This window comes from Paenibacillus sp. 05T425, assembly GCF_056396205.1.
On the sequence record NZ_JBFTLA010000015.1, the window covers coordinates 1 to 22391 of the forward strand.

Consider the following 22391-nt stretch of genomic DNA (forward strand, 5'->3'; position numbering starts at 1 on the left):
TAAAGAACGATATTGATGATTACATCCACTTTTACAATTACGAACGATTGCAGAAAAAACTAAACGGCCTCAGTCCCCTTGAATTTAGGGCTAAGGCCGCTTCATAGATCTTTATTTTTTGTACTGTCTACTTGACGGGGTGCAGTTCACTAATAGCGCAGGGCGGCCTTTCGTGTATATACAAGCCGTTTATACGAGCGACATGCGGTAAAGAGGCATAAGCGTCTCGAACGTCGAGGAAGCGAATTTCAGCAAAATATCGCCGCTGCGCAGCAACATGTCATCCGCCGGAATGTGGCGGCCGATCAGCAGCTCCGCTTTCTTCACGTCGCGGAACCGGACGAGCGCCTTGTTCCAATCCTCGGCGCTCATATCTCCGGTTCTCGTCGCTTCCTTCATCGTATGGTCAAGAGAGATCATATAGTTGTCAGGCACGGAGGCGATGACGTCATCGAGCTTGTCCAAATAAGCGGTAGCAATCTGCGATTTGTTCGGCACTTCATAGATGAGCGCCAGCCACAGGAACAGATGGTCATCGAACAGGCCTAACTGGAAATGCGGATGAGATTTGTATCCGCGTTTGTTGTTGCAGATGCTGAGCCAAGTATCCTTCGGAGGATTGACCGTGCGTCTGGCGTGTTTCGCGATATGCAGATACATTTCGTCGCCGGCATGGACGGCAAGCTCGCCAGCCAGCCGTTCGCCGATAGCTTGGAATTTCGGCTGAATAAGCTCTTGAATGCCAGCCATGCGTTCCTCCAAGCCTTCCAGTTGAAATACGTCAAAATCCTCTTGCGTGAAGCCGACTAGTCCGGCTGTTGCTGTTTTCGTTGCCATAATATAATTTCTCTCCTCTATGTCTGTGATGGACTTACAAGCCCTGCAAGAGCTTCAAATAATAGATCGCAAGCTGCGTCCGATCCCGCAATTCAAGCTTGTTAAGAATTTCGGAAATGTAATTCTTAATCGTTCCTTCGCTTAGAAAGAGCGACGAAGCAATTTCCTTGTTCGACTGCCCGTCCGCTACGTGACGGACAATCTGGCATTCCGCCACCGTCAAGCCTTGCTCGGCTAAGCTTTTGCTCGCTTGATCGAATAGATAGGATGGCTCAGCCGAAGAACCGCCGCGAGGCGATTCAAGCATGCCAGCCAGTTTGCGGGCAATGTCGGGATGAATGAGCATCGTGCCTTGATGAACGGTCTTAATGCCATTAATAATTAGGCTCGGCGAAACGTTCTTAAGCAGGTAGCCGTTCGCACCATTGCGAATGGCCTGCGCAATATAATCGTCATCGTCGAATGTCGTCAGAATGAGGACGGCAGGCGGATTCGGCAAGGCACGAAGCAGCTTCGTGCCTTCCACGCCGTCGCAGACCGGCATTCGAATATCCATCAACACGACATCAACAGGGTGAACAGCCGCGAATTCGGCGGCTTCTTTGCCGTTTTGACTAACGCCGACGACTTGAAGTTCCTTATCCAGATCCAAAATCACTTGCATGCTTTCCCGAATGAACGGATCGTCATCGACGACAAGAACCTTGATCATCGTATGCACCTCCTTATTTATGGCGCTCGCATATGTAATTCCGTATCACGCCGACGCCTTCCGATTGACGTAACCTACTTCGTTAACAGCGGCAAAATAGTTGTGATGGCAAATTGCTCCGCGGTCGCAACCTCCAGTCTTCCGCCAATGAGGGCGATCCGCTCTCGCATGCCGCGTATGCCAAGTCCGGCTTCTACAGGCTCGCTTGGCAGCATGCCGTCATTCGCAACCGTCAAGGACACGCTGTCGCTCTCGAACCTGAGGTCGACGGTAATGACCGTTGCTTCGCCGTGCCTAACCGCGTTCGTTATCGCTTCTTGCGCGTTCTTGAACAATATAAGCTCCATGCTCGGGTAAATCGGCCTCGGATTGCCGTGCACCTCGAAGCGGACCTCGTAGCCTTGTCCGTCTACCGATTCGGCCATTAACCGATCCAGCGCGTAACGACGCGGTTCGCTATCGCTATCCGAAGCGAGCTTGCGCACGGTTCGGCGCATGCGCTCCATGCTGTCCTGTAATTGATCGCGGATTTGCTCGAGAATGCCGCGGGCTCTATCCGTATCGACGTCAAACAGATGCAGCGCGGCTTCCGACATCATTTTCACGCGAATGAGCCGGTGCCCGAGATCGTCATGGATATCCTTGGCAATTCGATTTCGTTCTTCGGTCTGGGCGTATTGCTCGATTTGGGCGGCGTAATCTTTCATACGGTCTTTGGCGGCATCCAATTGCTCATTGCTAATCGTGAGCGCTTCATACAGCTCTTCGAACTTAAACCTCTTTTTCTCAAAATCATTCGTAACGAAGAGCATGCCCGCGGCCGTTCCCCATAAGACGAGGAGAGAAACAATCAACTCAAGCTCTCTGCCGTACAGTCCGACCGTAAGCGCCGCACAGCCGATGGCCGTCCAAGCCGCGCACTCTCGCACGGTCGCTCCTCTGCGCAATGCCGCAATGAGCGTAGCGAAAGGCAGGAGGTATAAAATTCCGCCGTACGTATAAGAAAACCAGCTAAAGAAGACGAGCTCCGCAATCAGTATCGGTCCTGCTAATCGAGGCATGATGATGTCGGCTTTGCTAATTAAGAGGGCGATCAGTGCGAATGCGGTATACGGGGCGTATGTTCTTGCTTCAATATCTATGATGGTTACAAGTGCCGGTATAGCTATGAGCAAGCTTCGCATTCGGAGCAGTATGACATTCATATGGAATGGTCTCCCGAAACTGAATTTGTTCCCAATCTATGCTTTTTTGACGGCGTTAGCCATATCTGCTTCCATATACTGCGATAGGCGTTTTCTCATTATATCACAGACAGTCAACCTGGTCGCCGGTATCGCAGGCATGCATCATTTTGGCAAAAATGACTTTCGTCACCTCGAACTCATGACTTTGGAGACCTGACTGCATCCAGTTCCTTCCGTATAATCAGAGTTAACAAGGGCGCAAGAGAGAGGATGAACAGACATGAGTTTGGTTTCATTTCGAGATGTGGTCAAAAAATACGATACGAAGGTGACGGTCAATCATTTGTCGCTCGAAATAGGCGAAGGCGAAGTGTTCGGTTTGCTTGGTCCGAACGGAGCGGGCAAAAGCACGACAATTAGCATGCTGGCCGGACTATTGAATGCCACCAGCGGGGACATTACCGTCGGCGGTTACTCGATCGGCAAGCAGCCGCTGGAGGTCAAGCGAAGAATCGGTCTCGTGCCGCAGGAGCTTGCGATCTACGAGACACTGACGGCCAAAGAAAACGTTACTTTCTTCGGAAAGCTGTATGGACTTAGAGGCAAGCTGCTTAAGGAGCGTGTGGCGGAGGCGCTGCAATTCGTCGGATTGCTGGAGAAGGCGGGCGATCAGCCTAAGACGTTCTCCGGCGGCATGAAGCGGCGGCTGAACATCGCTTGCGCGATTATGCATCGGCCGAAGCTCATTATAATGGACGAACCGACGGTCGGCATCGACCCGCAGTCCAGAAATCATATTTTGGATTCGGTGCGCGAGCTTAATAAGCTGGGTTCGACCGTTATCTATACGAGTCATTACATGGAAGAGGTTGAAGCGATCTGCTCGCGCGTAGGGATACTGGATAACGGCAAGCTCATTGCATGCGGAACGAAGGAGGAGCTGAAGCAGCAGGCTGGCCAAGACGAGAAGCTGATCTTCGAGATCGACCGCCAGCTGGGGCAAGCGATGGAAGAGCTGAAGCAGCATCCGGGCGTTCGCCAGATCGATGAGCAAAACAATGGAACGACATTAGAGGTGACGGTCAAGGAGTCGACTTCGATGCTTCAGGATTTGCTGTTCATCCTTCAAAAACACGGCATTACGCTTCGGAAGCTGACGCGGGTCGAGCCGAATTTGGAATCGATGTTCCTGCAAATGACGGGTCGCACGCTGCGGGACGATTAGCGGAAATGCCGAATGCTCGGTTAACAAGCTTGGGAGGGAACGATAAATGCGGATTTGGTGGACAACGGCTTATTACGAGCTGCTTAAATACAGTCGCAAAAAATCATTGATTTTAATATTGATCGTATTGCCGCTTATTCTTATTTATATGCTCGGAAGTGCTTTCGATACGGAGATTAAGCCTGCGAAAGTGATCGTATACAACGGCGATCAGGGAGAGCTGCGGGCGAGCGTGGACGCCTTCTGGGAAAATGATGCCATCAAACCTTACGTTCGGCTTATTGCCGCGGAGGAAGAAGGAGACGTACAGCCGTCCGTGACGGAATCCGAGTCCGACTATGGCATCGTCATTCCGACTGATTACTCCAGTCGTGTTCTTAGCGGCGAGAATGTCTCGTGGCGCACGTATTCGGGAAGGTACGCGGAGAAAAATTTGGCCGTGGAATCGGTCATCAACAGTTACTTGGCGGAGGTCAACAGAGAAGTGGCTGCGCAAGCCGTTCTTGGGCCGGAGGCAGGAAGCGGGCAGGCGGCAGGCGGYGATACGGATTCAAACGAACCGCTCGTAAAGGTCGGCATGCTTGGCGTTGACAGCAACCAAATCTTCCACTCCGTATCCGCGATGCAATATTATGCGGCGACTTACTTGATTATGTTCCTTCTGTATGGCGGCATGCTGGCGGCCATCGAGCTGTTGAACCAGCATAAGAACGGCACGCTGCAGCGCATGTTCACGCTGCCGCTATCTTTCGCCGGGCTAGTTCTCGGCATCATCACGGGCTCCTTCCTCGTTGCGGGGCTGCAGGCTGTTATTATCGTCGTATTCACGACTTACGCATACGGCGTCGACTGGGGCTCGAATTACGTTTGGCTATTCCTCATCAGCTTGCTCACAACGGCTATCGGAGCGGGCATCTCGATTATCATTGCCTCCTTCGCCAAGACGGTCAAGACAACGCAAACGGTGTTCGGTATCGTGGCATTCACCATGACCTTTGTAAGCGGAGGAATGATCGCGGATATTGACGTCATCATCGGAGATGTCTCCAAGTGGACGATTAATCACTGGGCCAATGAGGGGCTCCGGGCGATTATGAACGGTTCAGGTTGGTCCGCTTATAGCCAAGCGGTAACGATTCTGGCTATTATCGCGGTCGCACTATCCGCACTTGCCGTGATCAGATTGCCTAAGGTGGTGAAGCAGGATGCCTAGTATCCATATTGCTCTGCAGTTAATCAGACGGACAATGGGCTCAAGACGGGGGTTATTCCTCAACATGCTGCTTCCGGCTATCATATTATCCGTGTTGACGGGTCTGCTCGGCGCGCAAGGTCAACAAGCCGTTATCGCTGTTGCGAATGCGGATGCCGGCGAGCTAGGCGCTTACGTAAAAGAAGCTTTATCGCGCGAAAAGCTGTATGATGTCCGCGATGTGACAGGGAGTACCGAGGAGGAAATCAAGCAGCAGGTGCTTGATGGAAAAGCCGATGCCGCCGTATTCATTCCGTCGGATTATACAGCCGCTTTGCTCGAGGGCAATCACGTTCCAGCCGTGATGTACCGGATGAATATTCAGCTTTGGAACGCCTCGCTGGCTACGACGCTGGAAGCGGAGACGAAGAAGCTGTCCGCATCCGCCGCGATGGTTGTGGGTACGGTAGGAGTCGATAAGGAGGGGATCATGCCGCTCCTCAAGGAACTATTGGCCGCGCAGGAGAAGCCGCTGGTCACGACGGAGCATGTCGGGACGAAGCTTGGCAATATTTTGTCCAGTCCGATTATGGTCGGTATTCTGCTCATGTTCGTCATGATGCTAGTCAGTCAATCCATCGGGTTCATCATGGAGGACAGAGAGCTTCGCACGATGGCGAGGATGTATACGGCGCCGGTCAGAGCGATCGACATCTCGCTCGGCAACTTTATGGGCAGCATGGCCGTCGGTACGCTGCAGCTTCTTATCGTGCTAAGCTTGACGTACTTTGTGTTCCAATACGATCCTGGCGTTTCGTTCGGCTATATGCTGCTGGTGCTTGAGTTTTTCTTGCTGGCTGCCGTCGGTCTTACGTCGGCTATTGCCGGGCTGGTCAGAGACAGCCGGCAACTTACGCAAATTAATAACCTCGTCATCATGCCAAGCTGCATGGTCAGCGGTTGCTTCTTCCCCTTGTCGATGCTGCCGACGTTCATGCAGAAGCTGGCGAACTTTTTGCCGCAGAAATGGGCTCTTCAAGCAATCGACCGGCTCGGCGGCGGCGGTAGCGTTGCGGATATCGGCTTGCAGCTAGCCATTCTGGTCTTGTTCGCGGCCGTACTCATCGCCTTCGGTTCGGCGGTGCTTAGGCCGAGCAAACAAAGTCTGTAGGCTGAAGTCGGAAGCGTCTTGACTTGTGGCAAGCGAATATTGTAAATTATTCAAAAGCTTATCTTACGATATCACAATAGCATTGACCAAGGTTATGCTGATCGGAACAACGTTCGCGACAGAGAGGAAGCCCGCCGGTTGAAAGGCTTCCGCGAATGGCCGATAGGCTCCCTGCCTTGCGAGCTGCGTTGGCTGCCAGACGATCGTTATGGGAGCTTATCGCCGGAATGTCAACATTCCGTTATTGAATGAAGAACTGCCGTTTTCTTGGGCGGTCAGAATTAGGGTGGTACCGCGAACGCATTCGTCCCTGACGAACGCGTTCTTTTTTTTATGCTCAAAATCCACGAAAATCGGGGGAATTCTCATGCGTCAAAGTAAAATGCTAATGCCTACATTACGTGAAGCGCCGGCTGAGGCGGAAGCAGTCAGCCATCAACTGCTGCTGCGAGCCGGTCTTGTCAGACAGCTTGCCGCCGGCATCTATACGTACTTGCCGCTCGGACGCCGCGTACTGCGGAAGCTGGAGGGAATCGTACGCGAGGAAATGGATAAGGCTGGCGGGCAAGAGGTGCTCATGCCGGCGCTGCAGCCCGCGGAGCTTTGGCGGCAATCCGGTCGTTATGAGGTGTATGGACCGGAGCTTGTCAGGCTGAGAGATCGTCATGATCGGGAATTCGCGCTTGGTCCGACGCATGAAGAGGTTATTACGGCGCTCTTGCGCGGCGAGATCAGTTCGTATCGCCAATTGCCGGCGACACTCTATCAGATTCAGACCAAATTCCGCGATGAGCAGCGTCCGCGCTACGGGCTGCTGCGAGGCAGAGAGTTTTTGATGAAGGACGCTTATTCATTCGATGCAGATTGGGAAGGGCTTCATCGGAGCTACATGGCCATGTATGACGCCTATCACCGCATATTCACGCGCTGCGGTCTCAACTTCCGTGCGGTAGAGGCAGATGCGGGCTCCATTGGGGGCGAAGGGGGCACGCACGAGTTTATGGCTCTCGCCGATATTGGCGAGGATACGATTGCCTCATGTACCTGCTGCAATTATGCGGCCAATCTGGAGAAGGCGGAGTACGGCATCGCACATATGGATGCCGCAGTAGTTGAACCAGAAGCGCCTAAAAGGCTGCATACGCCAGGCATCAAAAAAATCGAGCAGCTTACGGAATCGCTTGGCCATGACGCATCCGTATTCATTAAGACGCTTATCTTCGTAGCGGATGGCAATCCGGTAGCCATTCTCGTACGCGGAGATCACGAGGTGAACGAGATTAAGGTGAAGCAGGCACTGGCCGTTGACTCGCTTGCGCTCGCTGATCAAGAGACTACAGAACGGGTAACAGGCGCGCCTACAGGCTTTGCGGGACCAGTCGGACTGGCGATCCCGGTCTTTGCTGATTTTGCGGTTACGCAAATGGCTGCAGCCATTGTCGGTGCTAACGAAGCGGACTATCACCTTGCCAATATACAGCCGGGCGTTCACTTCAACAGTAAGGCGAGCGGCGATTACCGCAATGCGGCGGAAGGCGACCGATGTCCCCGTTGCGAAGAGGGGCGGCTTCAATTCCATCGAGGTATCGAAATCGGACATGTGTTCAAGCTGGGGACGAAATACAGTGAAGCGATGGAAGCCACTTTCCTCGATGCTTCAGGTAAAGCGCAGTCTCTTATTATGGGCTGTTACGGCATTGGCGTGTCGAGGCTGCTCTCGGCTGTCATCGAGCAGCATGCCGATGATCAAGGCATTGTGTGGCCGGCTTCAATCGCGCCGTACCATGTCCATATCGTGCCTGTGTCGGCAAAGGATGACACTCAGATGGCGCTAGCCTCGCAGCTGGCAGAACKACTTACGGCTGCCGGCATTGAAGTGCTGCTCGACGATCGGGATGAGCGGCCGGGCGTTAAGTTCAAGGATGCCGATCTGATCGGCATTCCGCTGCGCTTGACGGTCGGCAGGCAGGCGGCGAACGGCATCATCGAAGCGAAGCTTAGGACAGAAGCGGCGGCTAAGGAATTGACGATCGAAGAAGCGCTTACAATGGCGTCGTTGCTGAGTGCCGGTCAATAGTTGTACAGATAAGGGACAAACCGCTTAACATAGGCGGACTTGCCCCTTTTTTTTACAAACAGGCGCCCGATTCTATAAAATTAGTCAATAATCCAAGTTGCCATTACATAAGATGGAGTATAAGATAATGGTAAGAACAAATTATCAGATTATTTCGTCAACTATCATGAAGCAAGGGAGGGATTGCCGTGAACAAGAGCTATGAAGTCGAATATTGCAATCTAGAACTGCGATTTGACCGCCGGCAAATCCAAAATCTCATCCGTGATCTGATTCAGGAAGGGTACTCCTTATACTGGAGCGAGACGGAGGGCCAGTTTCTCGTATCCATCCGCACCGGCCGCAAGCTCGTCAAGCTTCGGTTTCAGCGAATGAAGAGTCGGTATAAAATTGTCGGAGATTATATCATTAAGGACGAAAAGTTGTCTGAGTTGATCGAGAAGCTGATTAATGACACGCGTGGACATGCGGTAGTGAAGCGAATCAAAGATCGTCAAATCGTCATTGAGAGCATTATGTTCGGTGAGATTATACGACTCGTGGAGGTGTCAGGTATGGAACATCGCATTATTTATCAAAAGAAGCCTTTCGTGACAATAGAGGAAATGATTAAAGCTTTCCAGTCGAAGAGAGCGGAAGAGCGAGCAATCGTCCTGCGCTACGAGCTTGATTACGAGCTGTCGATGTTGTTCGACGCGCTGCAGGACGGCAATGAGGAGGCGGCAAACGCATCGAAGGGGAAGCTGGCTGTTCTTCGAACAGAAATGTTGCAATTAGAGTTATAGAGATGAAAATTTTTTTCATACTAAAATGCTAAACGATTGAATGCTGCTCCGATGAGGCACAGCGTTTGATCGTTTTTTTGTTGTGCGGCAAGCAAAGGACAAATGCCTGGAAGCCGCGTCACGCTTGATTTTTTGATTAAATAGAAGGGGATCTTTCACGAGCGGTCAATTTTATTAGTAACCAAAAGAAATTTTTTTTCATCCAAACGGTTTTCTTCTGCCAGCAAAAGGAGTAGAATAAAGTCATTGCAAAACAAATAAATAACAAAGGATGGACGAAACCAAATGTCGAAACAGCAAATTGGCGTAATTGGATTGGCAGTAATGGGCAAAAACTTGGCACTCAATATCGAGAGCAGAGGTTTCACGGTATCGGTGTTCAACCGTTCCCGCGAGAAAACAGACGATCTTGTACAAGAAGCAGCAGGCAAAAACCTCGTTCCTACTTATACGATCGAAGAATTCGTTCAATCGCTTGAAGTACCGCGCAAAATCCTGATCATGGTTCAAGCAGGAGCAGGCACAGACGCAACAATCGACTCGCTCGTTCCGCATCTGGAGCAAGGCGACATTATTATAGACGGCGGCAACGCTTATTTCCCTGACACCGTTCGCCGCAGCAAAGACCTTGAAGCCAAAGGCTTCCGCTTCATCGGCACGGGCGTTTCCGGCGGCGAAGAAGGCGCTTTGAAAGGCCCTTCGATCATGCCGGGCGGCCAAAGGTCCGCTTACGAGCTTGTAGAGCCAATCCTTACGGCTATCTCCGCGAAAGTCGGCGAAGACGCATGCTGCACATACATCGGACCAGACGGTGCCGGCCACTACGTGAAGATGGTTCATAACGGCATCGAGTATGGCGATATGCAACTGATCTGCGAAGCTTACGACCTGCTTAAGAACGTTCTTGACGTTAGCGCCGAAGAGCTCCACGAGATCTTCACGGAATGGAATAAAGGCGAGCTCGACAGCTATCTGATCGAGATTACGCGCGACATCTTCTCCAGATACGATGAAGAGACTGGCAAACCAATGGTAGACGTCATTCTTGACTCCGCTGGCCAGAAGGGTACTGGCAAATGGACAAGCCAAAGCTCGCTTGATCTTGGCGTACCTTTGTCGATCATTACGGAATCGGTATTCACACGCTTCCTGTCCGCTATGAAGGAAGAGCGCGTTGCAGCAAGCAAAGTGCTTAGCGGTCCTGCTAAGAAGCCTTTCCAAGGCGACAGAGCGGCATTCATCGAATCCGTTCGCAAAGCATTGTTCGCATCCAAAATTTGCTCGTACGCGCAAGGCTTCGCACAAATGCGCGCTGCTTCCGAAGAGTACGGCTGGGATCTTCGCTACGGCGACATCGCAATGATCTTCCGCGGCGGCTGCATCATCCGTGCTCGCTTCCTGCAAAACATCAAGGACGCATATGATCTTGATCCAGGCCTTCGCAACCTGCTCCTTGATCCTTACTTCAAGGAAATCGTCGAGTCGTACCAAGGCGCATGGCGTGAAGTTGTATCGATCGCAGTTGCTAACGGCGTACCGGTACCGGCTTTCGCAAGCGCGATCGCATACTTCGACAGCTACCGCACGGAGCGTCTGCCAGCTAACCTGCTGCAAGCGCAACGCGACTACTTCGGAGCGCATACGTTCAAACGCATCGACAAAGAAGGCACGTTCCACTACAACTGGATTCAATCCTAATCGTCAGCGCCCGCGCTGCGATCGATTACCTTGCTTTGTTCGAGTTGATGCCGTATGAGGCTTCCCTGAGCCAATCGCGTAATCGATCGGCTTCTTGATCGCAGTAATGCTTGCGGTTAATGAGGGACATAGCCACTTCGGCAAAGTAATGAAAGTTCTGTAACAAGCGTGGCTGCGAGAGATCCATTAAGGCGGGATCCTCGTCAGCCACCTTTTTTTTGATATATTGAAGCATCCATACGACATCTGAGCGGCATAACGGATGGTCGGGATCCATTATGCGGTCGATATGCGATTCGGTTCGGTGCGGCGGAGGTAAATCCAGCTTGCTATTCATCTCTAGCTTCACTCCTGTCCGGAAGTTATGCATCTTTAACATCCATACGGCATATGCAACTTTTTTATACCCTAGTATTCAAAAAAAATGATATGATGTTGTGGAATATGTGCGAAGATACAATGGTTATAAAGGGTGGATCAGCTACAATGGAACGGCAGCTTGGCAACAAATTGATTTTGGTCGGCTTTATGGGGACGGGTAAATCAACCGTCAGCAAACTGCTCGCCGGCCGCCTAGAATGGGAACGCGTTGATGTCGACGAGCAGATCGTAAGCAGAGCAGGACAAGCGATTTCGGATATCTTCGCCGAGAGCGGGGAAGAAGGCTTCCGGGATATCGAGTCGGATGTGCTTGCGAGCATACTGGCAGATGAGGCTTCATCGGTTGTAGCTACTGGCGGCGGAGCTGTGCTTCGCGAAGCGAATCGCAACCTGATGCTGGCATCGGGACTCGTCGTTGCTCTTAAGGCGGATGCTGCCCAGATTATTGACAGAGTTCAATCGGACGACGCTCGTCCGCTGCTTCAAGGAGATGCCGCAAGCCGGGTGAATACGCTGCTCGAGCAGCGGAAGCATGCGTATGACTTTGCGCATATCACCGTGGATACGACAAGCTTGACGGCAGACGAGGTTGTAGCCGCTATAATGGAACGTTGGGGCAACGGCAAGCAGCAGTAGAGGATACTATTATAGTAAAAGGAGATCATACGAACTATGGACGTGTTAGTGACACCTACTCCAAAGCTACAAGGGGAAATTCAAGCGCTTTCCTCCAAAAACTATACGACGCGCTACTTGCTGGTAGCCGCGCTTGCTGAAGGAACAAGCACGATTTATTATCCCGCGCATAGTGAGGACAGCGATGCGATGCGCCGCTGTATCCGCGATCTTGGCGCTATCGTGGAAGAGGATGACGAGAAAATCGTCATTACCGGCTTCGGCCGCAATCCGAAGCCTGCCGAGCAGCTTGATGTAGGCAATGCGGGAGCGGTGCTTCGTTTCTTGATGGCAATCGCGGCGCTATGCCCTGACGTTACGTTTATTAACCGATACCCGGACTCGCTCGGCAAGCGTCCGCACGATGATCTGATCGAATCGCTGAGCTCGATGGGCGTTAAGATTGATCATAACGAAGGCAAGCTGCCGATTCGCATTCAAGGCGGCAAGCCGAAGGGCGGCCACATTCAAGTATCCGGCAATATTAGCTCGCAGTTCCTTAGCGCGTTGCTATTCCTTACTCCATTGCTTGAGGAAGACAGCGAGATTGAAGTGCTTCATGACTTGAAGTCGAAAGTCGTTGTAGGCCAGACGCTGGAAGTGTTGGAGCAGGCAGGAATCGTTATCCATGCCGACGAGGACTACATGCGCTTCCGCGTTCCCGGCAACCAAAGCTATGCGGCGAAGACGTACTCCGTGCAAGGCGACTACCCGGGCTCGGCTGCGATTCTGGCTGCTGCTGCGGTTACGGAATCCGACGTGATCGTACATCGTCTCGAAGAGCGCAGCAAGCAGGGCGAGCGCGCAGTCGTGGATGTACTTAAGATGATGGAGACTCCTCTGACTCATGAGAACGGCATCGTTCATGTGAAGGGCAACGGCAAGCTGAAGGCCGTTGAATTCGATGGTGACCACGCAACCGACGCTGTACTTGCGATGGTAGCGGCTGCCGTATTCGCAGAAGGCACATCGCGCTTCTATAATGTAGAGAACTTAAGATACAAGGAATGCGACCGCATAACCGACTACTTGAATGAGCTGCGTAAAGCAGGAGCGAACGTCGAGGAGCGTCAAGCGGAAATTATCGTGCACGGACGTCCCGAAGGCGTTGAGGGCGGCGTGGAGATTAATGCGCATTACGACCATCGCGTAATTATGGCGCTTACGATTGTAGGCTTGCGCTCGAAAGAGCCGATCCGCATTCGTGACGCGCATCATGTCGCTAAGTCTTATCCGATTTACTTCGACCATCTGAAGGCGCTTGGCGCGAACGTAGAATGGATTGAAGCGTAAAGGGCGCAAGAATTCGGTTATTCGAACTTACAGCAATTCAATATGATGAATTGAGGTGCGGCAATGGCCTATCAACATCCGTCTCGCGAGGAAATCAAGTCGATTCTGAAGGGAAGTACAACAATTGCAGTTGTCGGGCTGTCCGATAAGCCTGACCGTGTATCGTATATGGTATCCGAGGCGATGCAAGCCAAAGGGTATACGATTATTCCGGTGAACCCGAACGCGGAATCGATTCTCGGTCAGAAGAGCTATGCTAGTCTTAAAGAGATTCCCGTGCCCGTCGATATCGTGAACGTCTTCAGACGGAGCGAGCATACGCCGCCAGTGGCTGAAGAAGCCGTTGCGATCGGGGCGAAGACGTTGTGGCTGCAGCTTGGCATCGCAAGCGAGGAAGCAGCTTCCATTGCAGAAGCAGGCGGCCTGAATGTCATTATGGATCGTTGCATTAAGGTAGAGGATTCCATCCTTCTTCCAGACGGCAAATAATAATACGGTACAAAGAGCTTTTTAACCGCACTTCGGTTAAAAAGCTTTTTTGTTGTGTCCTTACCGGACCGGCAGGTTAGACGAGCACGACTCTTTCCGCTATGCTTATAAAATAAAATAGTAATGCTGGGAGGGAATTGCCAGTGAGCGATACGATACTGATTGTAGAGGACGAGCGCCGGATCGCCCGTTTGCTGCAAATCGAGCTCGAGAGCGAAGGGTACGGGGTAAGGCTTGCGCCAGATGGCGTGGAGGGCTGGGCAGAATATAAGGCAGGGGGAATCGCCCTCATTTTGCTCGATGTGATGCTTCCAGGGATTAGCGGAATTGACCTGCTGCAGCGTATTCGCGCTGTGGATGCAAACACTCCCGTCATTATGCTCACTGCCAAGAGCGCATTATCGGATAAAGTAACCGGTCTTGATCTGGGCGCTAATGATTATATGACGAAGCCGTTCGAGATGGAGGAGCTGCTCGCCCGCATTCGCGCAGCCTTGCGCAAAGCTGCCGGGCAAGTCACGGGGGACCAGCAGCCCGGCCAGTGGATGACGGCGTCCGATCTCCGGTTGAACGAAAGCACGCGCGAGGTGGAGCGGGCCGGGCAGTCGATTACACTTACTCAGCGGGAGTTCGACCTGCTAGCCTATTTGCTTCGCAACAAAAAACTGGTCTTAAGCAGAGATCAGCTGCTCGCCGAGGTATGGGGTTATGATTATGCGGGCAATACGAATGTCGTGGATGTTTATATCCGCTATGTACGCAAAAAAATAGACGAAGGCTATGATACGGAGCTTATCCATACGGTGCGGGGCATCGGCTATTGCATTAAGGACGCGACATGAAGCTGCGAAGCAAAATACATCTGTATTCGTCGGTATTGTTCACGGTGCTGCTGCTGCTTGCCAATGCAACGGTATACACCATGTTCTCTTCCATGATGCTGGAGCGCGAGCTGAACAATCTCGCGGCGGAAACCCGCCAGGCGGCAACTGCATTACGTCAGGCAGACCACAATGCTGCATTAGTGGAGCTGCTTCGCGCATACGTGCCGCTTAACGGCATGCTTAGGTGGGTGCCTGAAGGGGCGGACGGCGGCGGAACGCTCGTTACTTCAGCCTCGGAAACAGATTTAAGCCGCCAAGCGGCTGTATATTCCAGCGAGCAGAAGCAGCATCGATTGAATATCGCGGGCAAAAGCTACGGCTTCGTGTCCATTCCGGTTATCGGAGGGGATGGGGCGGTTGCGAACGTGCAGGCGACGGCGAGTCTCGAGGAGCTTAAGGAGCTCCTGCGGATATTGCGGCTTGTGCTGATCAGCGTTTCGGCAGCGGTGCTGATACCTGTGCTCGTTTCCAGCGTCGTATTAGGCAAGGTGCTGATGCGTCCTATTTCTGCTATGACGAGAACGATGCGTCAAATTGCCCGCAGCGGCGAGTTCGTCAAGCTGAAGCAGCAGGGACGCTCCCGCGACGAGCTCGTGGAAATGGGAGAAACGTTCAATGAGATGATCGGGCTGCTGGAGGAAAGCTTTGCGAAGCAGGAGCAATTCGTGTCTAACGCTTCGCACGAGCTGAAGACGCCGTTAACGATTATCGAAAGCTACGCCAGTCTGCTCAAGCGAAGAGGACTTGATCGGCCGGAGCTGTTCGAGGAATCGATTGAAGCGATCCATTCCGAAGCCGTGCGAATGAAAGGGATGACGGAACAGCTGCTGCTGCTCGCGACGTCCCGGCGGGAGTGGAAGGTGGAACGGGAGCCGCTGGAGCTGCTGCCGTTCGCCGAGCAGACCGCCGAGTTTTTCCGCAGCGCATATAAGCGCGATGTCCGGGTGGCAGCGCTGGATCTTGCTGACGTGACGGTTAGCACGGATCAAGACATGCTTAAGCAGATTCTTTTCATTTTGTTGGACAACGCTCGCAAATACAGCAGCGAGATGATTCAACTTGAGGTGGGACGCGTGCAGAATGCCGGGTATATACGAGTGAGGGATCATGGAATCGGGATTCCTGCAGAAGATCTCAAGCAAGTATTCGAGCGCTTCTATCGCGTCGATAAAGCCCGCAGCCGTGATCAGGAGCCGGTGGGCGGCGCAGGGCTCGGCTTGTCGCTTGGCAGGGAGCTTGCGCACGCCATTAGCGCCGAGCTTGTGCTGGAGAGCGTGCCTAGCATTGGCACGACGGCAACAATCGTCATTCCTATCGAGGCGTCAGGCGGTCGTTCTCAGTAAATTGTAAGAAAAGGGAGCTAGAATAGACGGTATAAAGGAATAGGAATGACTGGAGGGATGGATTGCATGAATTACGCAAAATGGCGGCTCGGTGCAGCGGCAGCAGCCGTCATCGTTATTGTTGCCGCTGGAGTTATTTATTTGGTGGTCCGGGCCGATAGCTCGCCCGAACTTACGCTAGCTGCGGCCGAGGAGGAGGTACTCGGACAATATTCGGGTGAGATCGTTGGAAGCAAACCGTTAGGCGAAGGGTACGCGATCCAGCTCCGATCAACGCAAGGTTTGTATGAGCTGACAGTCGAGCCGGCGGGTATTGCCGCTATTCGAACGTTGGAACGCTACGGCATCGAAGAGGGGGGCGCGTCTCCGGAACCGGGTTCGCCCGAACCGTCGCTTTCGCCTCCGCCAACGGCGACGCCTAAGCCGACTCCTCCTCCACCTGCAAGCAGTCCGTCAACCAATCCGTCCATTCTGATTACCGAGCAGAAGGCAACCGAGCTGGCTCTGGGCAAAATTCCTGGCAGGGTCAAGGATATCGACATGGAGCAAGAGGGCGGAAAGTGGTACTATTTCGTGGAAATCGAAAACAAAGACGGACGTGAAGCGGACGTACAGCTGAATGCCGCTTCCGGTAAGGTCGTATCTGTAACTTGGGACGACGATGACGACTAGCTTTATCATCAAATTCTAATGTTTCTGTAATGGTTCTCTTAGATTGCGGGTGTAAGTTATAGATGTAGCAGCAAGAGCCGGCAACGGTTCGCAATCAGAGAATGGTAAAGGAGATGTTAGAGTATGATGAATAGAAAAATCTGGATGATCGGATTGGGACTTATCGTGGTGCTAGGAGGGGCGAGCGCGGCCGTGGCTGCCGAAGGGGCAACTTCCTATATCGGCAAGACCAAGGCGAAGCAAATCGTCTTAAACGCAGCTCCAGGGACCGTGACGGATATTGAATTGGAGCGTGAACGCAACACGGTGTACTACGAGGTGGACATCGACCGCAAGGACACCTTCCAGGAAGTGGATGTCCATGTAGATGCGGCAACCGGTAAAGTGCTGAAGGTTAAAAACGATGACGATGATGCTCCGCGTACTACGGTTGCACCAACAACGTCGCCGACAACAGCACCGTCAACAGCACCGTCAACAGCACCGACAAGTGCTCCGTCAGCCGAATCGGCATCGACGACGATTACGAAAGAACAAGCCGGCAAGCTGGCTCAGCAGAAGGTGAAAGGCGAAGTCATCCGGGTGGAGACAGATTGGGATGACGGCATCAAGAAATTTGAAGTCAAGCTAAGAACAGCTGCAGGAAGGGCAGAAGTGGACATTGCAGCCGCAACAGGCAAGGTACTGGATGTCGATTACGATAATGATGATGACGACAATGACGATGACGATGATTACGATTCTGATGATGACAAGCATGATGACGACGATCGTGATTAATCCCATGGATCAAGCGCGAGTACCGAGGCTGACGAAACCTCAGGTGCTTGCGTTTTTTTTGACGTATAGGAAAGTATATGATTTTGCACATACGTTCTCTATACGTTTCGACGAAGCGTTGGCGTCCATAGATAGGACGCCGCTAGGAATGATTTCAAACAGCTAGACTAAAGAGAGGCGGGTTTTGTTTTGACAAAACGGACATATGCGCTTAACATCGTAATAGACATTTTGGTTCCATATCACAATAGACGCAAACGGTTAGGGGGTGCGTAATGATCTCCATTGGGAGCTTTCAACAGCTCGGCAGAGCGATCATGCTGCCGATGGTTGTGCTGCCTGCGGCAGCTATATTTTTAAGCTTAAGCACGCTGCCATGGGATATGGTCGGGATGCCCGGCATGTCCGGCTATTTGCAAGCGGCGAGCGAAGCTGTATTTATGTTTTTGCCTTACATATTTGCCGTCGGCATCGCGCTGGGCATGACAGGCAATGCGTTGTCGGCCGGTATGGCTGCCCTTGTTGGGATGTTTATTTACGAAGGGATTACGGGCTCCGTAGAAGCGCAGATTGAGCCGACCGTGCTCATCGGCACCCTTATAGGCGTGGCATCGGGTTTAAGCCATGCACAGTTCAAAAATCTTAAGCTGCCTGAGTACATACAGTTTTTTGGCGGTCCTCGGTTCGTACCGCTGTTCGTCAGCTTTATTTCGCTTCTGTTCTCAATAGGAATGGTCGGTGTAGCTCCTTATTTGCAGCAGTTACTGATTGATCTTGGCGACATCGTTGCCTCAGGCGGCGGATTCGGCGTGTTCTTGTACGGCTTCGTTCATCGAATACTCGTCGTATTCGGCCTGCACCATCTCGTCAGCCATGTGTTCTGGTTCCAGATTGGCGGCTATGAGACAGCAACAGGCGAGATGGTCTATGGCGATTTGCCGCGTTTCTTCGCCGGCGATCCAACGGCCGGATCATTCATGGCGGGTATGTACCCTACGATGATGTTCGCATTGCCTGCGATTGCGTTCGCGATCATTCATGAAGCGCGCGAGGATTTGAAACCGAAAATCCGCAAAACGTTTATGTATGCGGCATTGTCTTCTTTCTTGACAGGGGTTACCGAGCCTGTCGAATTCGCTTTCTTATTCGTAGCGCCGTACTTGTACGTCGTTCATGCGATTCTGTCGGGCGTTATTATGTGGGTAACGTATGAGTTAGGCATTAAACACGGCTTTTCGTTCTCGGGCGGCGCGATCGATTACCTTATTAATGAACATTTGGCTACGCGCGGGTGGCTGCTCATTCCGATTGGCATCGTCGTTGGTTTGGTTTATTATTTTCTGTTCCGCTGGGCGATTCGGAGATTCCGCATTCCAACGCCGGGACGCGAGGAAGGGTCGCAGCTCGATGAATGGGCAGGCGATATTCCTTACCGCGCGCCGCTCATTCTCCAAGCGATCGGCGGCAAGCAAAATATCGTGCAAATGGAGTCCTGCATTACTCGCCTGCGGCTTAAAGTATCAAACGAGAGGCTAATAGATACGAACGCACTGCGCAATCTCGGCGCGGCAGGCGTTATCAAGCTTGGAGGCGGGCATGTTCAAGTCGTCTTCGGGACCTATTCCGAGCTTATACGCGAGGAAATGAACAAGACGATCCAGCGCGATCAGGCGCAAATCTTGTTCAATTCCCCGATGCAGGGCAGAATGATTCCGCTCGAGGAAGTGCCCGATCCAATCTTCGCCGGCAAGCTTGTCGGACAAGGGGTGGCCTTCATTCCCGACCGAGGGGAGCTCGTATCGCCGGTCAAGGGTGTCGTCATTCACATTTATCCGACGATGCACGCCATAGGCATCAAGACTGGGGAAGGACTTGAGGTGCTGCTTCATATCGGTATCGATACGTCGAAGCTTGCTGGCAAGTCGTACTTCAACGCTGTCGTGAAAGAAGGGGACGAGGTTACGCCGGGCATGCTGCTTATCCGCTTCGATCTGCAGCGCGTTAAGAAGGAGAGCAAGTCGCTTGCAACTCCAATGGTCATTACGAACTCCGATCTCGTACACTCCTGGCGCTTTGCGCCGTTCAAAGYGGTGAAGAAAGGTCAGTCTTCGGTGATGTCGGTTGTACTTAAAGAGAGAAATGGTGGAGGGGAAGCACAATGATTCAAGGAATAGGAGCGTCAGCTGGCATTGCGATCGGGAGAGCGTTCGTGCTGCCTAATTGGGAGTGGGAGCTTCCGGAGCAAAAAATTGACGTTGCCGATTTTGCGCGGGAGTTCGAGCGTGTATATGAAGGCATTCGGACGTCCAAAGTCGAAATCGAGCAAATCAAGGATGAGCTTCGAGAGGTTGTCGGTTCGGAGGAGACGCATATATTTGACGCGCATCTCGCTATTTTGGACGATCCTGTATTCATGAATGAAATTCAAGGCATCATCCAGCGCCAATACAAGGCGGCTGAAGTTGCTGTGAAGGAAGCGATCGATCATTTCGTGACGATGTTCGATCTGCTGGACGATGAATATATGAAGGAACGCGCGCTGGACATTAAGGATGTCGGCAACCGGCTGCTCAAGCACTTGTTAGGCGCACCGGAAATTACGCTTCCTTCCGACACGCAGCCATTTATTCTGATAGCGAAGGAGCTGTCCCCTTCACAGCTCGCTCATATTAATCCACAGCATGTGCTTGGCATTGTGACGCTGCAAGGCAGCACGACTTCCCATTCTGCCATAATGGCGCGAGCGCTAGGCGTTCCGCTAGTCGTTGGCGTCGAGATCTCTTTAGAGGAGCCGCTTCAGACCGGTCAGACAATCATAATCGACGGTAGTGACGGCAAAGTATTCATGGAGCCGACGCAACAAATTATTGAGACCTACACGCAGCTGCACAGCCGGCAGAAGGAGGCGAAGAAGAAGCTTCATAACATTGCTGGACATCGCCCGATGACGCCGGACGGCAAGACGCTGGAGCTTGCTGCTAACATCAGCTCCCTCAAGGAGCTGGAGATTGCGATGGCAAGCGGGGCGCATGGCGTTGGTTTGTTCCGAACCGAATTTCTATACATGGACCGCAATCGATTCCCAAGAGAAGATGAGCAGTTCGACGTATATAAAGGTGTAGCCGAGAAGTTGGCAGGAGATGCGCTCGTCATTCGAACGCTCGATATCGGCGGCGACAAGCAGCTTGATTATTTCGAGCTTCCGGAAGAGGACAATCCGTTCCTTGGCTATCGTGCGATTCGTATATCGCTTGATCGGCAGGACTTGTTCAAGACACAGCTTCGAGCGATTCTTCGAGCGAGCCATTACGGTCAGGTGAAGCTGATGTACCCGCTTATTTCCTCGGTCGACGAAGTAAGAGCGGCGAATGCCATACTGGAACAAGCGAAGCGGGAGCTGGAGCAGGAAGACATCCCATACGATAAAGAAATTAAGATCGGGATTATGATTGAGGTTCCTGCAGCGGTCATGATAGCCGACATGCTCGCGAAGGAGGTTGACTTCTTCAGCATCGGAACGAATGATCTCGTTCAATTCACGTTAGCGGTCGATCGGATGAACGAGGAAATTTCACATCTGTATGAGCCATTCCATCCTGCGCTGCTTCGAATGCTGATGTTGACTGTAGACGCGGCAAAGCGCAATGGAATCAAAGTAGGCGTATGCGGTGAACTGGCGGGGGATTTGCGGGCGCTGCCGATATGGCTAAGCCTAGATGTCGAGGAACTGAGCATGTCCTCGCACTCGATCTTGCCTGTGAAGGAGAGACTGCTCAGCACGACGCAGAATGAGAGCCGCGAGGTGCTCCATCAGGTGCTGGAATGCCGCACAAGCAATGAGATTATTGGTGTGCTGACTCGTTTCATGGAACGTGTGGACGTAAAGACAGCGAATGGTTAACCCATTCGCTGCTCTAATGCGTCTACGAAAGCCTTTGCGTATTCCGGCAGATCCGGCGGACGTCTGGCCGATATGAGATTGCCATCGACAACGACGGCTTCATCATACCAGGTCGCGCCTGCGTTCTCCATATCGTCGCGAATGCCCGGAGTCGACGTGACTTTGCGTCCTTCGAGTATTTTGGCAGAGATGAGCACCCAGCCGGCGTGGCAGATTTGTCCGATCGGCTTATTTTGCGCATTTAGCTCTTGTACAAGCTGGAGCACCTTCGGATAACGGCGGAGCTTATCCGGCGCCCATCCGCCAGGAACGAGCAAGCCGATGATATCTTCGCTGCTCACCTCATCGAACGAGAGGTCGGCAACAGCGGGAACGCCATACTTGCCGATATGCTTCTTGCCCTTCTCGGGTCCAGCATAGAGCACCGTTGCTCCGGCTTCACGGGCGCGATATACCGGATACCACAATTCCAAATCTTCAAATTCATCATCCAGCAAGCAAATGACCGTCTTATTATGTAAGGACATTTCGATTTTCCCCTCCAACGTGTACGTTTAACCATCTCTATTATTGTAGCGAAGGAGTTTCAATGAAGCAAACAGAACAAATAATGATGCAGACTCAACGGCGTATTTCCATTTATCGATTTATTCCCGCTTTCCTTTGGATGGCGATTATCTTTATATTATCCTCACGAACAGGCGAACAGCTGGATACCGTGCTTCCGCTGTTTCAGAAGCTGTTTCCATTCATGGATAATTTCAATTGGGGTCACTTTGTTTCCTACTTTTTGCTTGCCATGCTGCTCGACTATGGTTTTGGACGCCGCTCGGAGCTTTTATCCTACAAGCTGCTCGTGATCTTATTATGCGGCTTATACGGCATTACGGATGAGTATCATCAGTCATTCGTTGGAGGCCGGATGCTTGATCCGCATGACCTAAGGAACGACCTAATTGGAGCAACTATATGGGTTGTTATCGGGTTACTGCCGCCCGTGAAGCGGTTAAGATCGAAGTTGTCCAGAGCGAATAGTCAATAGGCTGGCGATTAACGCTTGTTGCCTGCTGTAGTAAAAATTACATAGAC

General features: G+C 52.2%; 22 protein-coding genes. 17 read left to right on the forward strand and 5 right to left on the reverse strand.

What is annotated here, in order from left to right; all coding sequences use genetic code 11:
• Window positions 1-11 precede the first annotated feature (11 nt).
• Complete coding sequence (locus tag AC1DF0_RS26520) at window positions 12-107, forward strand: IS3 family transposase (RefSeq protein WP_477573710.1); 96 nt, start codon at window positions 12-14, stop codon at window positions 105-107.
• Between the two features lie 82 nt (window positions 108-189).
• Here the strand turns inward: AC1DF0_RS26520 and AC1DF0_RS26525 are convergent, their stop codons facing one another.
• The 3 genes from AC1DF0_RS26525 to AC1DF0_RS26535 form a co-directional block, all read right to left on the reverse strand.
• Window positions 190-837, reverse strand: a complete 648-nt coding sequence (locus tag AC1DF0_RS26525; RefSeq protein ID WP_442051180.1) for a DUF1054 domain-containing protein — start codon at window positions 835-837, stop codon at window positions 190-192.
• A 34-nt stretch (window positions 838-871) separates the two neighbouring features.
• Window positions 872-1549: a response regulator gene (locus AC1DF0_RS26530; RefSeq protein WP_442051181.1), complete on the reverse strand. Its 678-nt coding sequence runs from the start codon at window positions 1547-1549 to the stop codon at window positions 872-874.
• Window positions 1550-1623: 74 nt separating this feature from the next.
• Complete coding sequence (locus AC1DF0_RS26535; RefSeq protein ID WP_477576293.1) at window positions 1624-2754, reverse strand: sensor histidine kinase; 1131 nt, start codon at window positions 2752-2754, stop codon at window positions 1624-1626.
• 262 nt (window positions 2755-3016) lie between these two features.
• Here AC1DF0_RS26535 and AC1DF0_RS26540 point away from each other — a divergent pair, with 262 nt between their 5' ends.
• From AC1DF0_RS26540 to gndA, 6 genes are all read left to right on the forward strand, one after another.
• Window positions 3017-3961, forward strand: coding sequence for an ABC transporter ATP-binding protein (locus AC1DF0_RS26540; RefSeq protein WP_477576295.1), 945 nt, complete (start codon window positions 3017-3019; stop codon window positions 3959-3961).
• Between the two features lie 46 nt (window positions 3962-4007).
• The gene (locus AC1DF0_RS26545) at window positions 4008-5174 is read left to right on the forward strand and encodes an ABC transporter permease (RefSeq protein WP_477576297.1); all 1167 of its coding nucleotides are present in this window, start codon (window positions 4008-4010) and stop codon (window positions 5172-5174) included.
• Entirely contained in the window at window positions 5167-6324 is a 1158-nt protein-coding gene (locus AC1DF0_RS26550; protein ID WP_442051185.1) for an ABC transporter permease, read from the forward strand. The genes AC1DF0_RS26545 and AC1DF0_RS26550 overlap by 8 nt, the downstream gene beginning before the upstream one ends.
• Before the next feature lie 367 nt (window positions 6325-6691).
• On the forward strand, window positions 6692-8401 hold the full coding sequence (locus tag AC1DF0_RS26555; protein WP_477576300.1) for a proline--tRNA ligase: 1710 nt from the start codon (window positions 6692-6694) through the stop codon (window positions 8399-8401).
• A gap of 188 nt (window positions 8402-8589) precedes the next feature.
• Window positions 8590-9186: a hypothetical protein gene (locus tag AC1DF0_RS26560; RefSeq protein WP_442051187.1), complete on the forward strand. Its 597-nt coding sequence runs from the start codon at window positions 8590-8592 to the stop codon at window positions 9184-9186.
• Between the two features lie 285 nt (window positions 9187-9471).
• Entirely contained in the window at window positions 9472-10884 is a 1413-nt protein-coding gene (gndA, locus tag AC1DF0_RS26565) for an NADP-dependent phosphogluconate dehydrogenase (protein ID WP_337098709.1), read from the forward strand.
• A 25-nt stretch (window positions 10885-10909) separates the two neighbouring features.
• Here gndA and AC1DF0_RS26570 read toward each other — a convergent pair whose 3' ends face one another.
• Window positions 10910-11221, reverse strand: a complete 312-nt coding sequence (locus tag AC1DF0_RS26570) for a hypothetical protein (RefSeq protein ID WP_442051188.1) — start codon at window positions 11219-11221, stop codon at window positions 10910-10912.
• 149 nt (window positions 11222-11370) lie between these two features.
• Here AC1DF0_RS26570 and AC1DF0_RS26575 point away from each other — a divergent pair, with 149 nt between their 5' ends.
• The 9 genes from AC1DF0_RS26575 to ptsP all read left to right on the forward strand — a co-directional run bounded on the left by AC1DF0_RS26575 (window position 11371) and on the right by ptsP (window position 21302).
• Window positions 11371-11901 carry a shikimate kinase gene (locus tag AC1DF0_RS26575; protein ID WP_442051189.1) on the forward strand — a complete coding sequence of 177 codons (531 nt, stop codon included), beginning with the start codon at window positions 11371-11373 and terminating at the stop codon, window positions 11899-11901.
• A 36-nt stretch (window positions 11902-11937) separates the two neighbouring features.
• The gene (gene aroA / locus AC1DF0_RS26580; protein ID WP_442051190.1) at window positions 11938-13233 is read left to right on the forward strand and encodes a 3-phosphoshikimate 1-carboxyvinyltransferase; all 1296 of its coding nucleotides are present in this window, start codon (window positions 11938-11940) and stop codon (window positions 13231-13233) included.
• A gap of 63 nt (window positions 13234-13296) precedes the next feature.
• A complete protein-coding gene (locus AC1DF0_RS26585; RefSeq protein WP_442051191.1) occupies window positions 13297-13722 on the forward strand; it encodes a CoA-binding protein in 426 nt (141 codons plus the stop codon).
• A gap of 143 nt (window positions 13723-13865) precedes the next feature.
• A complete protein-coding gene (locus AC1DF0_RS26590; protein ID WP_442051192.1) occupies window positions 13866-14564 on the forward strand; it encodes a response regulator transcription factor in 699 nt (232 codons plus the stop codon).
• Window positions 14561-15949 carry an ATP-binding protein gene (locus tag AC1DF0_RS26595; RefSeq protein ID WP_477576305.1) on the forward strand — a complete coding sequence of 463 codons (1389 nt, stop codon included), beginning with the start codon at window positions 14561-14563 and terminating at the stop codon, window positions 15947-15949. The genes AC1DF0_RS26590 and AC1DF0_RS26595 overlap by 4 nt, the downstream gene beginning before the upstream one ends.
• A 66-nt stretch (window positions 15950-16015) precedes the next feature.
• A complete protein-coding gene (locus AC1DF0_RS26600) occupies window positions 16016-16621 on the forward strand; it encodes a PepSY domain-containing protein (RefSeq protein WP_477576307.1) in 606 nt (201 codons plus the stop codon).
• A gap of 123 nt (window positions 16622-16744) precedes the next feature.
• Complete coding sequence (locus tag AC1DF0_RS26605) at window positions 16745-17401, forward strand: PepSY domain-containing protein (protein WP_477576309.1); 657 nt, start codon at window positions 16745-16747, stop codon at window positions 17399-17401.
• 275 nt (window positions 17402-17676) lie between these two features.
• A complete protein-coding gene (locus tag AC1DF0_RS26610; protein ID WP_477576311.1) occupies window positions 17677-19563 on the forward strand; it encodes a glucose PTS transporter subunit IIA in 1887 nt (628 codons plus the stop codon).
• Window positions 19560-21302 carry a phosphoenolpyruvate--protein phosphotransferase gene (gene ptsP / locus AC1DF0_RS26615; protein ID WP_477576313.1) on the forward strand — a complete coding sequence of 581 codons (1743 nt, stop codon included), beginning with the start codon at window positions 19560-19562 and terminating at the stop codon, window positions 21300-21302. The genes AC1DF0_RS26610 and ptsP overlap by 4 nt, the downstream gene beginning before the upstream one ends.
• Here the strand turns inward: ptsP and AC1DF0_RS26620 are convergent.
• Complete coding sequence (locus tag AC1DF0_RS26620; RefSeq protein WP_475820456.1) at window positions 21299-21829, reverse strand: DJ-1/PfpI/YhbO family deglycase/protease; 531 nt, start codon at window positions 21827-21829, stop codon at window positions 21299-21301. The two genes, ptsP and AC1DF0_RS26620, sit on opposite strands and share 4 nt — an antisense overlap.
• Before the next feature lie 62 nt (window positions 21830-21891).
• Here AC1DF0_RS26620 and AC1DF0_RS26625 point away from each other — a divergent pair, with 62 nt between their 5' ends.
• Window positions 21892-22344, forward strand: a complete 453-nt coding sequence (locus AC1DF0_RS26625; RefSeq protein ID WP_477576315.1) for a VanZ family protein — start codon at window positions 21892-21894, stop codon at window positions 22342-22344.
• The last annotated feature ends 47 nt before the right edge of the window (window positions 22345-22391 follow it).

What these genes read in the sequence shown, in the direction of transcription:
- AC1DF0_RS26540 (WP_477576295.1), top strand. Translation starts at nt 3,017, where the DNA reads ATGAGTTTGGTTTCATTTCGAGATGTGGTCAAAAAATACGATACGAAG.
- AC1DF0_RS26570 (WP_442051188.1), bottom strand. Translation starts at nt 11,221, where the DNA reads ATGAATAGCAAGCTGGATTTACCTCCGCCGCACCGAACCGAATCGCAT.
- AC1DF0_RS26525 (WP_442051180.1), bottom strand. Translation starts at nt 837, where the DNA reads ATGGCAACGAAAACAGCAACAGCCGGACTAGTCGGCTTCACGCAAGAG.
- AC1DF0_RS26625 (WP_477576315.1), top strand. Translation starts at nt 21,892, where the DNA reads ATGAAGCAAACAGAACAAATAATGATGCAGACTCAACGGCGTATTTCC.
- ptsP (WP_477576313.1), top strand. Translation starts at nt 19,560, where the DNA reads ATGATTCAAGGAATAGGAGCGTCAGCTGGCATTGCGATCGGGAGAGCG.
- AC1DF0_RS26535 (WP_477576293.1), bottom strand. Translation starts at nt 2,754, where the DNA reads ATGAATGTCATACTGCTCCGAATGCGAAGCTTGCTCATAGCTATACCG.
- aroA (WP_442051190.1), top strand. Translation starts at nt 11,938, where the DNA reads ATGGACGTGTTAGTGACACCTACTCCAAAGCTACAAGGGGAAATTCAA.
- AC1DF0_RS26585 (WP_442051191.1), top strand. Translation starts at nt 13,297, where the DNA reads ATGGCCTATCAACATCCGTCTCGCGAGGAAATCAAGTCGATTCTGAAG.
- AC1DF0_RS26550 (WP_442051185.1), top strand. Translation starts at nt 5,167, where the DNA reads ATGCCTAGTATCCATATTGCTCTGCAGTTAATCAGACGGACAATGGGC.
- AC1DF0_RS26600 (WP_477576307.1), top strand. Translation starts at nt 16,016, where the DNA reads ATGAATTACGCAAAATGGCGGCTCGGTGCAGCGGCAGCAGCCGTCATC.
- AC1DF0_RS26595 (WP_477576305.1), top strand. Translation starts at nt 14,561, where the DNA reads ATGAAGCTGCGAAGCAAAATACATCTGTATTCGTCGGTATTGTTCACG.
- gndA (WP_337098709.1), top strand. Translation starts at nt 9,472, where the DNA reads ATGTCGAAACAGCAAATTGGCGTAATTGGATTGGCAGTAATGGGCAAA.
- AC1DF0_RS26605 (WP_477576309.1), top strand. Translation starts at nt 16,745, where the DNA reads ATGATGAATAGAAAAATCTGGATGATCGGATTGGGACTTATCGTGGTG.
- AC1DF0_RS26575 (WP_442051189.1), top strand. Translation starts at nt 11,371, where the DNA reads ATGGAACGGCAGCTTGGCAACAAATTGATTTTGGTCGGCTTTATGGGG.
- AC1DF0_RS26620 (WP_475820456.1), bottom strand. Translation starts at nt 21,829, where the DNA reads ATGTCCTTACATAATAAGACGGTCATTTGCTTGCTGGATGATGAATTT.
- AC1DF0_RS26530 (WP_442051181.1), bottom strand. Translation starts at nt 1,549, where the DNA reads ATGATCAAGGTTCTTGTCGTCGATGACGATCCGTTCATTCGGGAAAGC.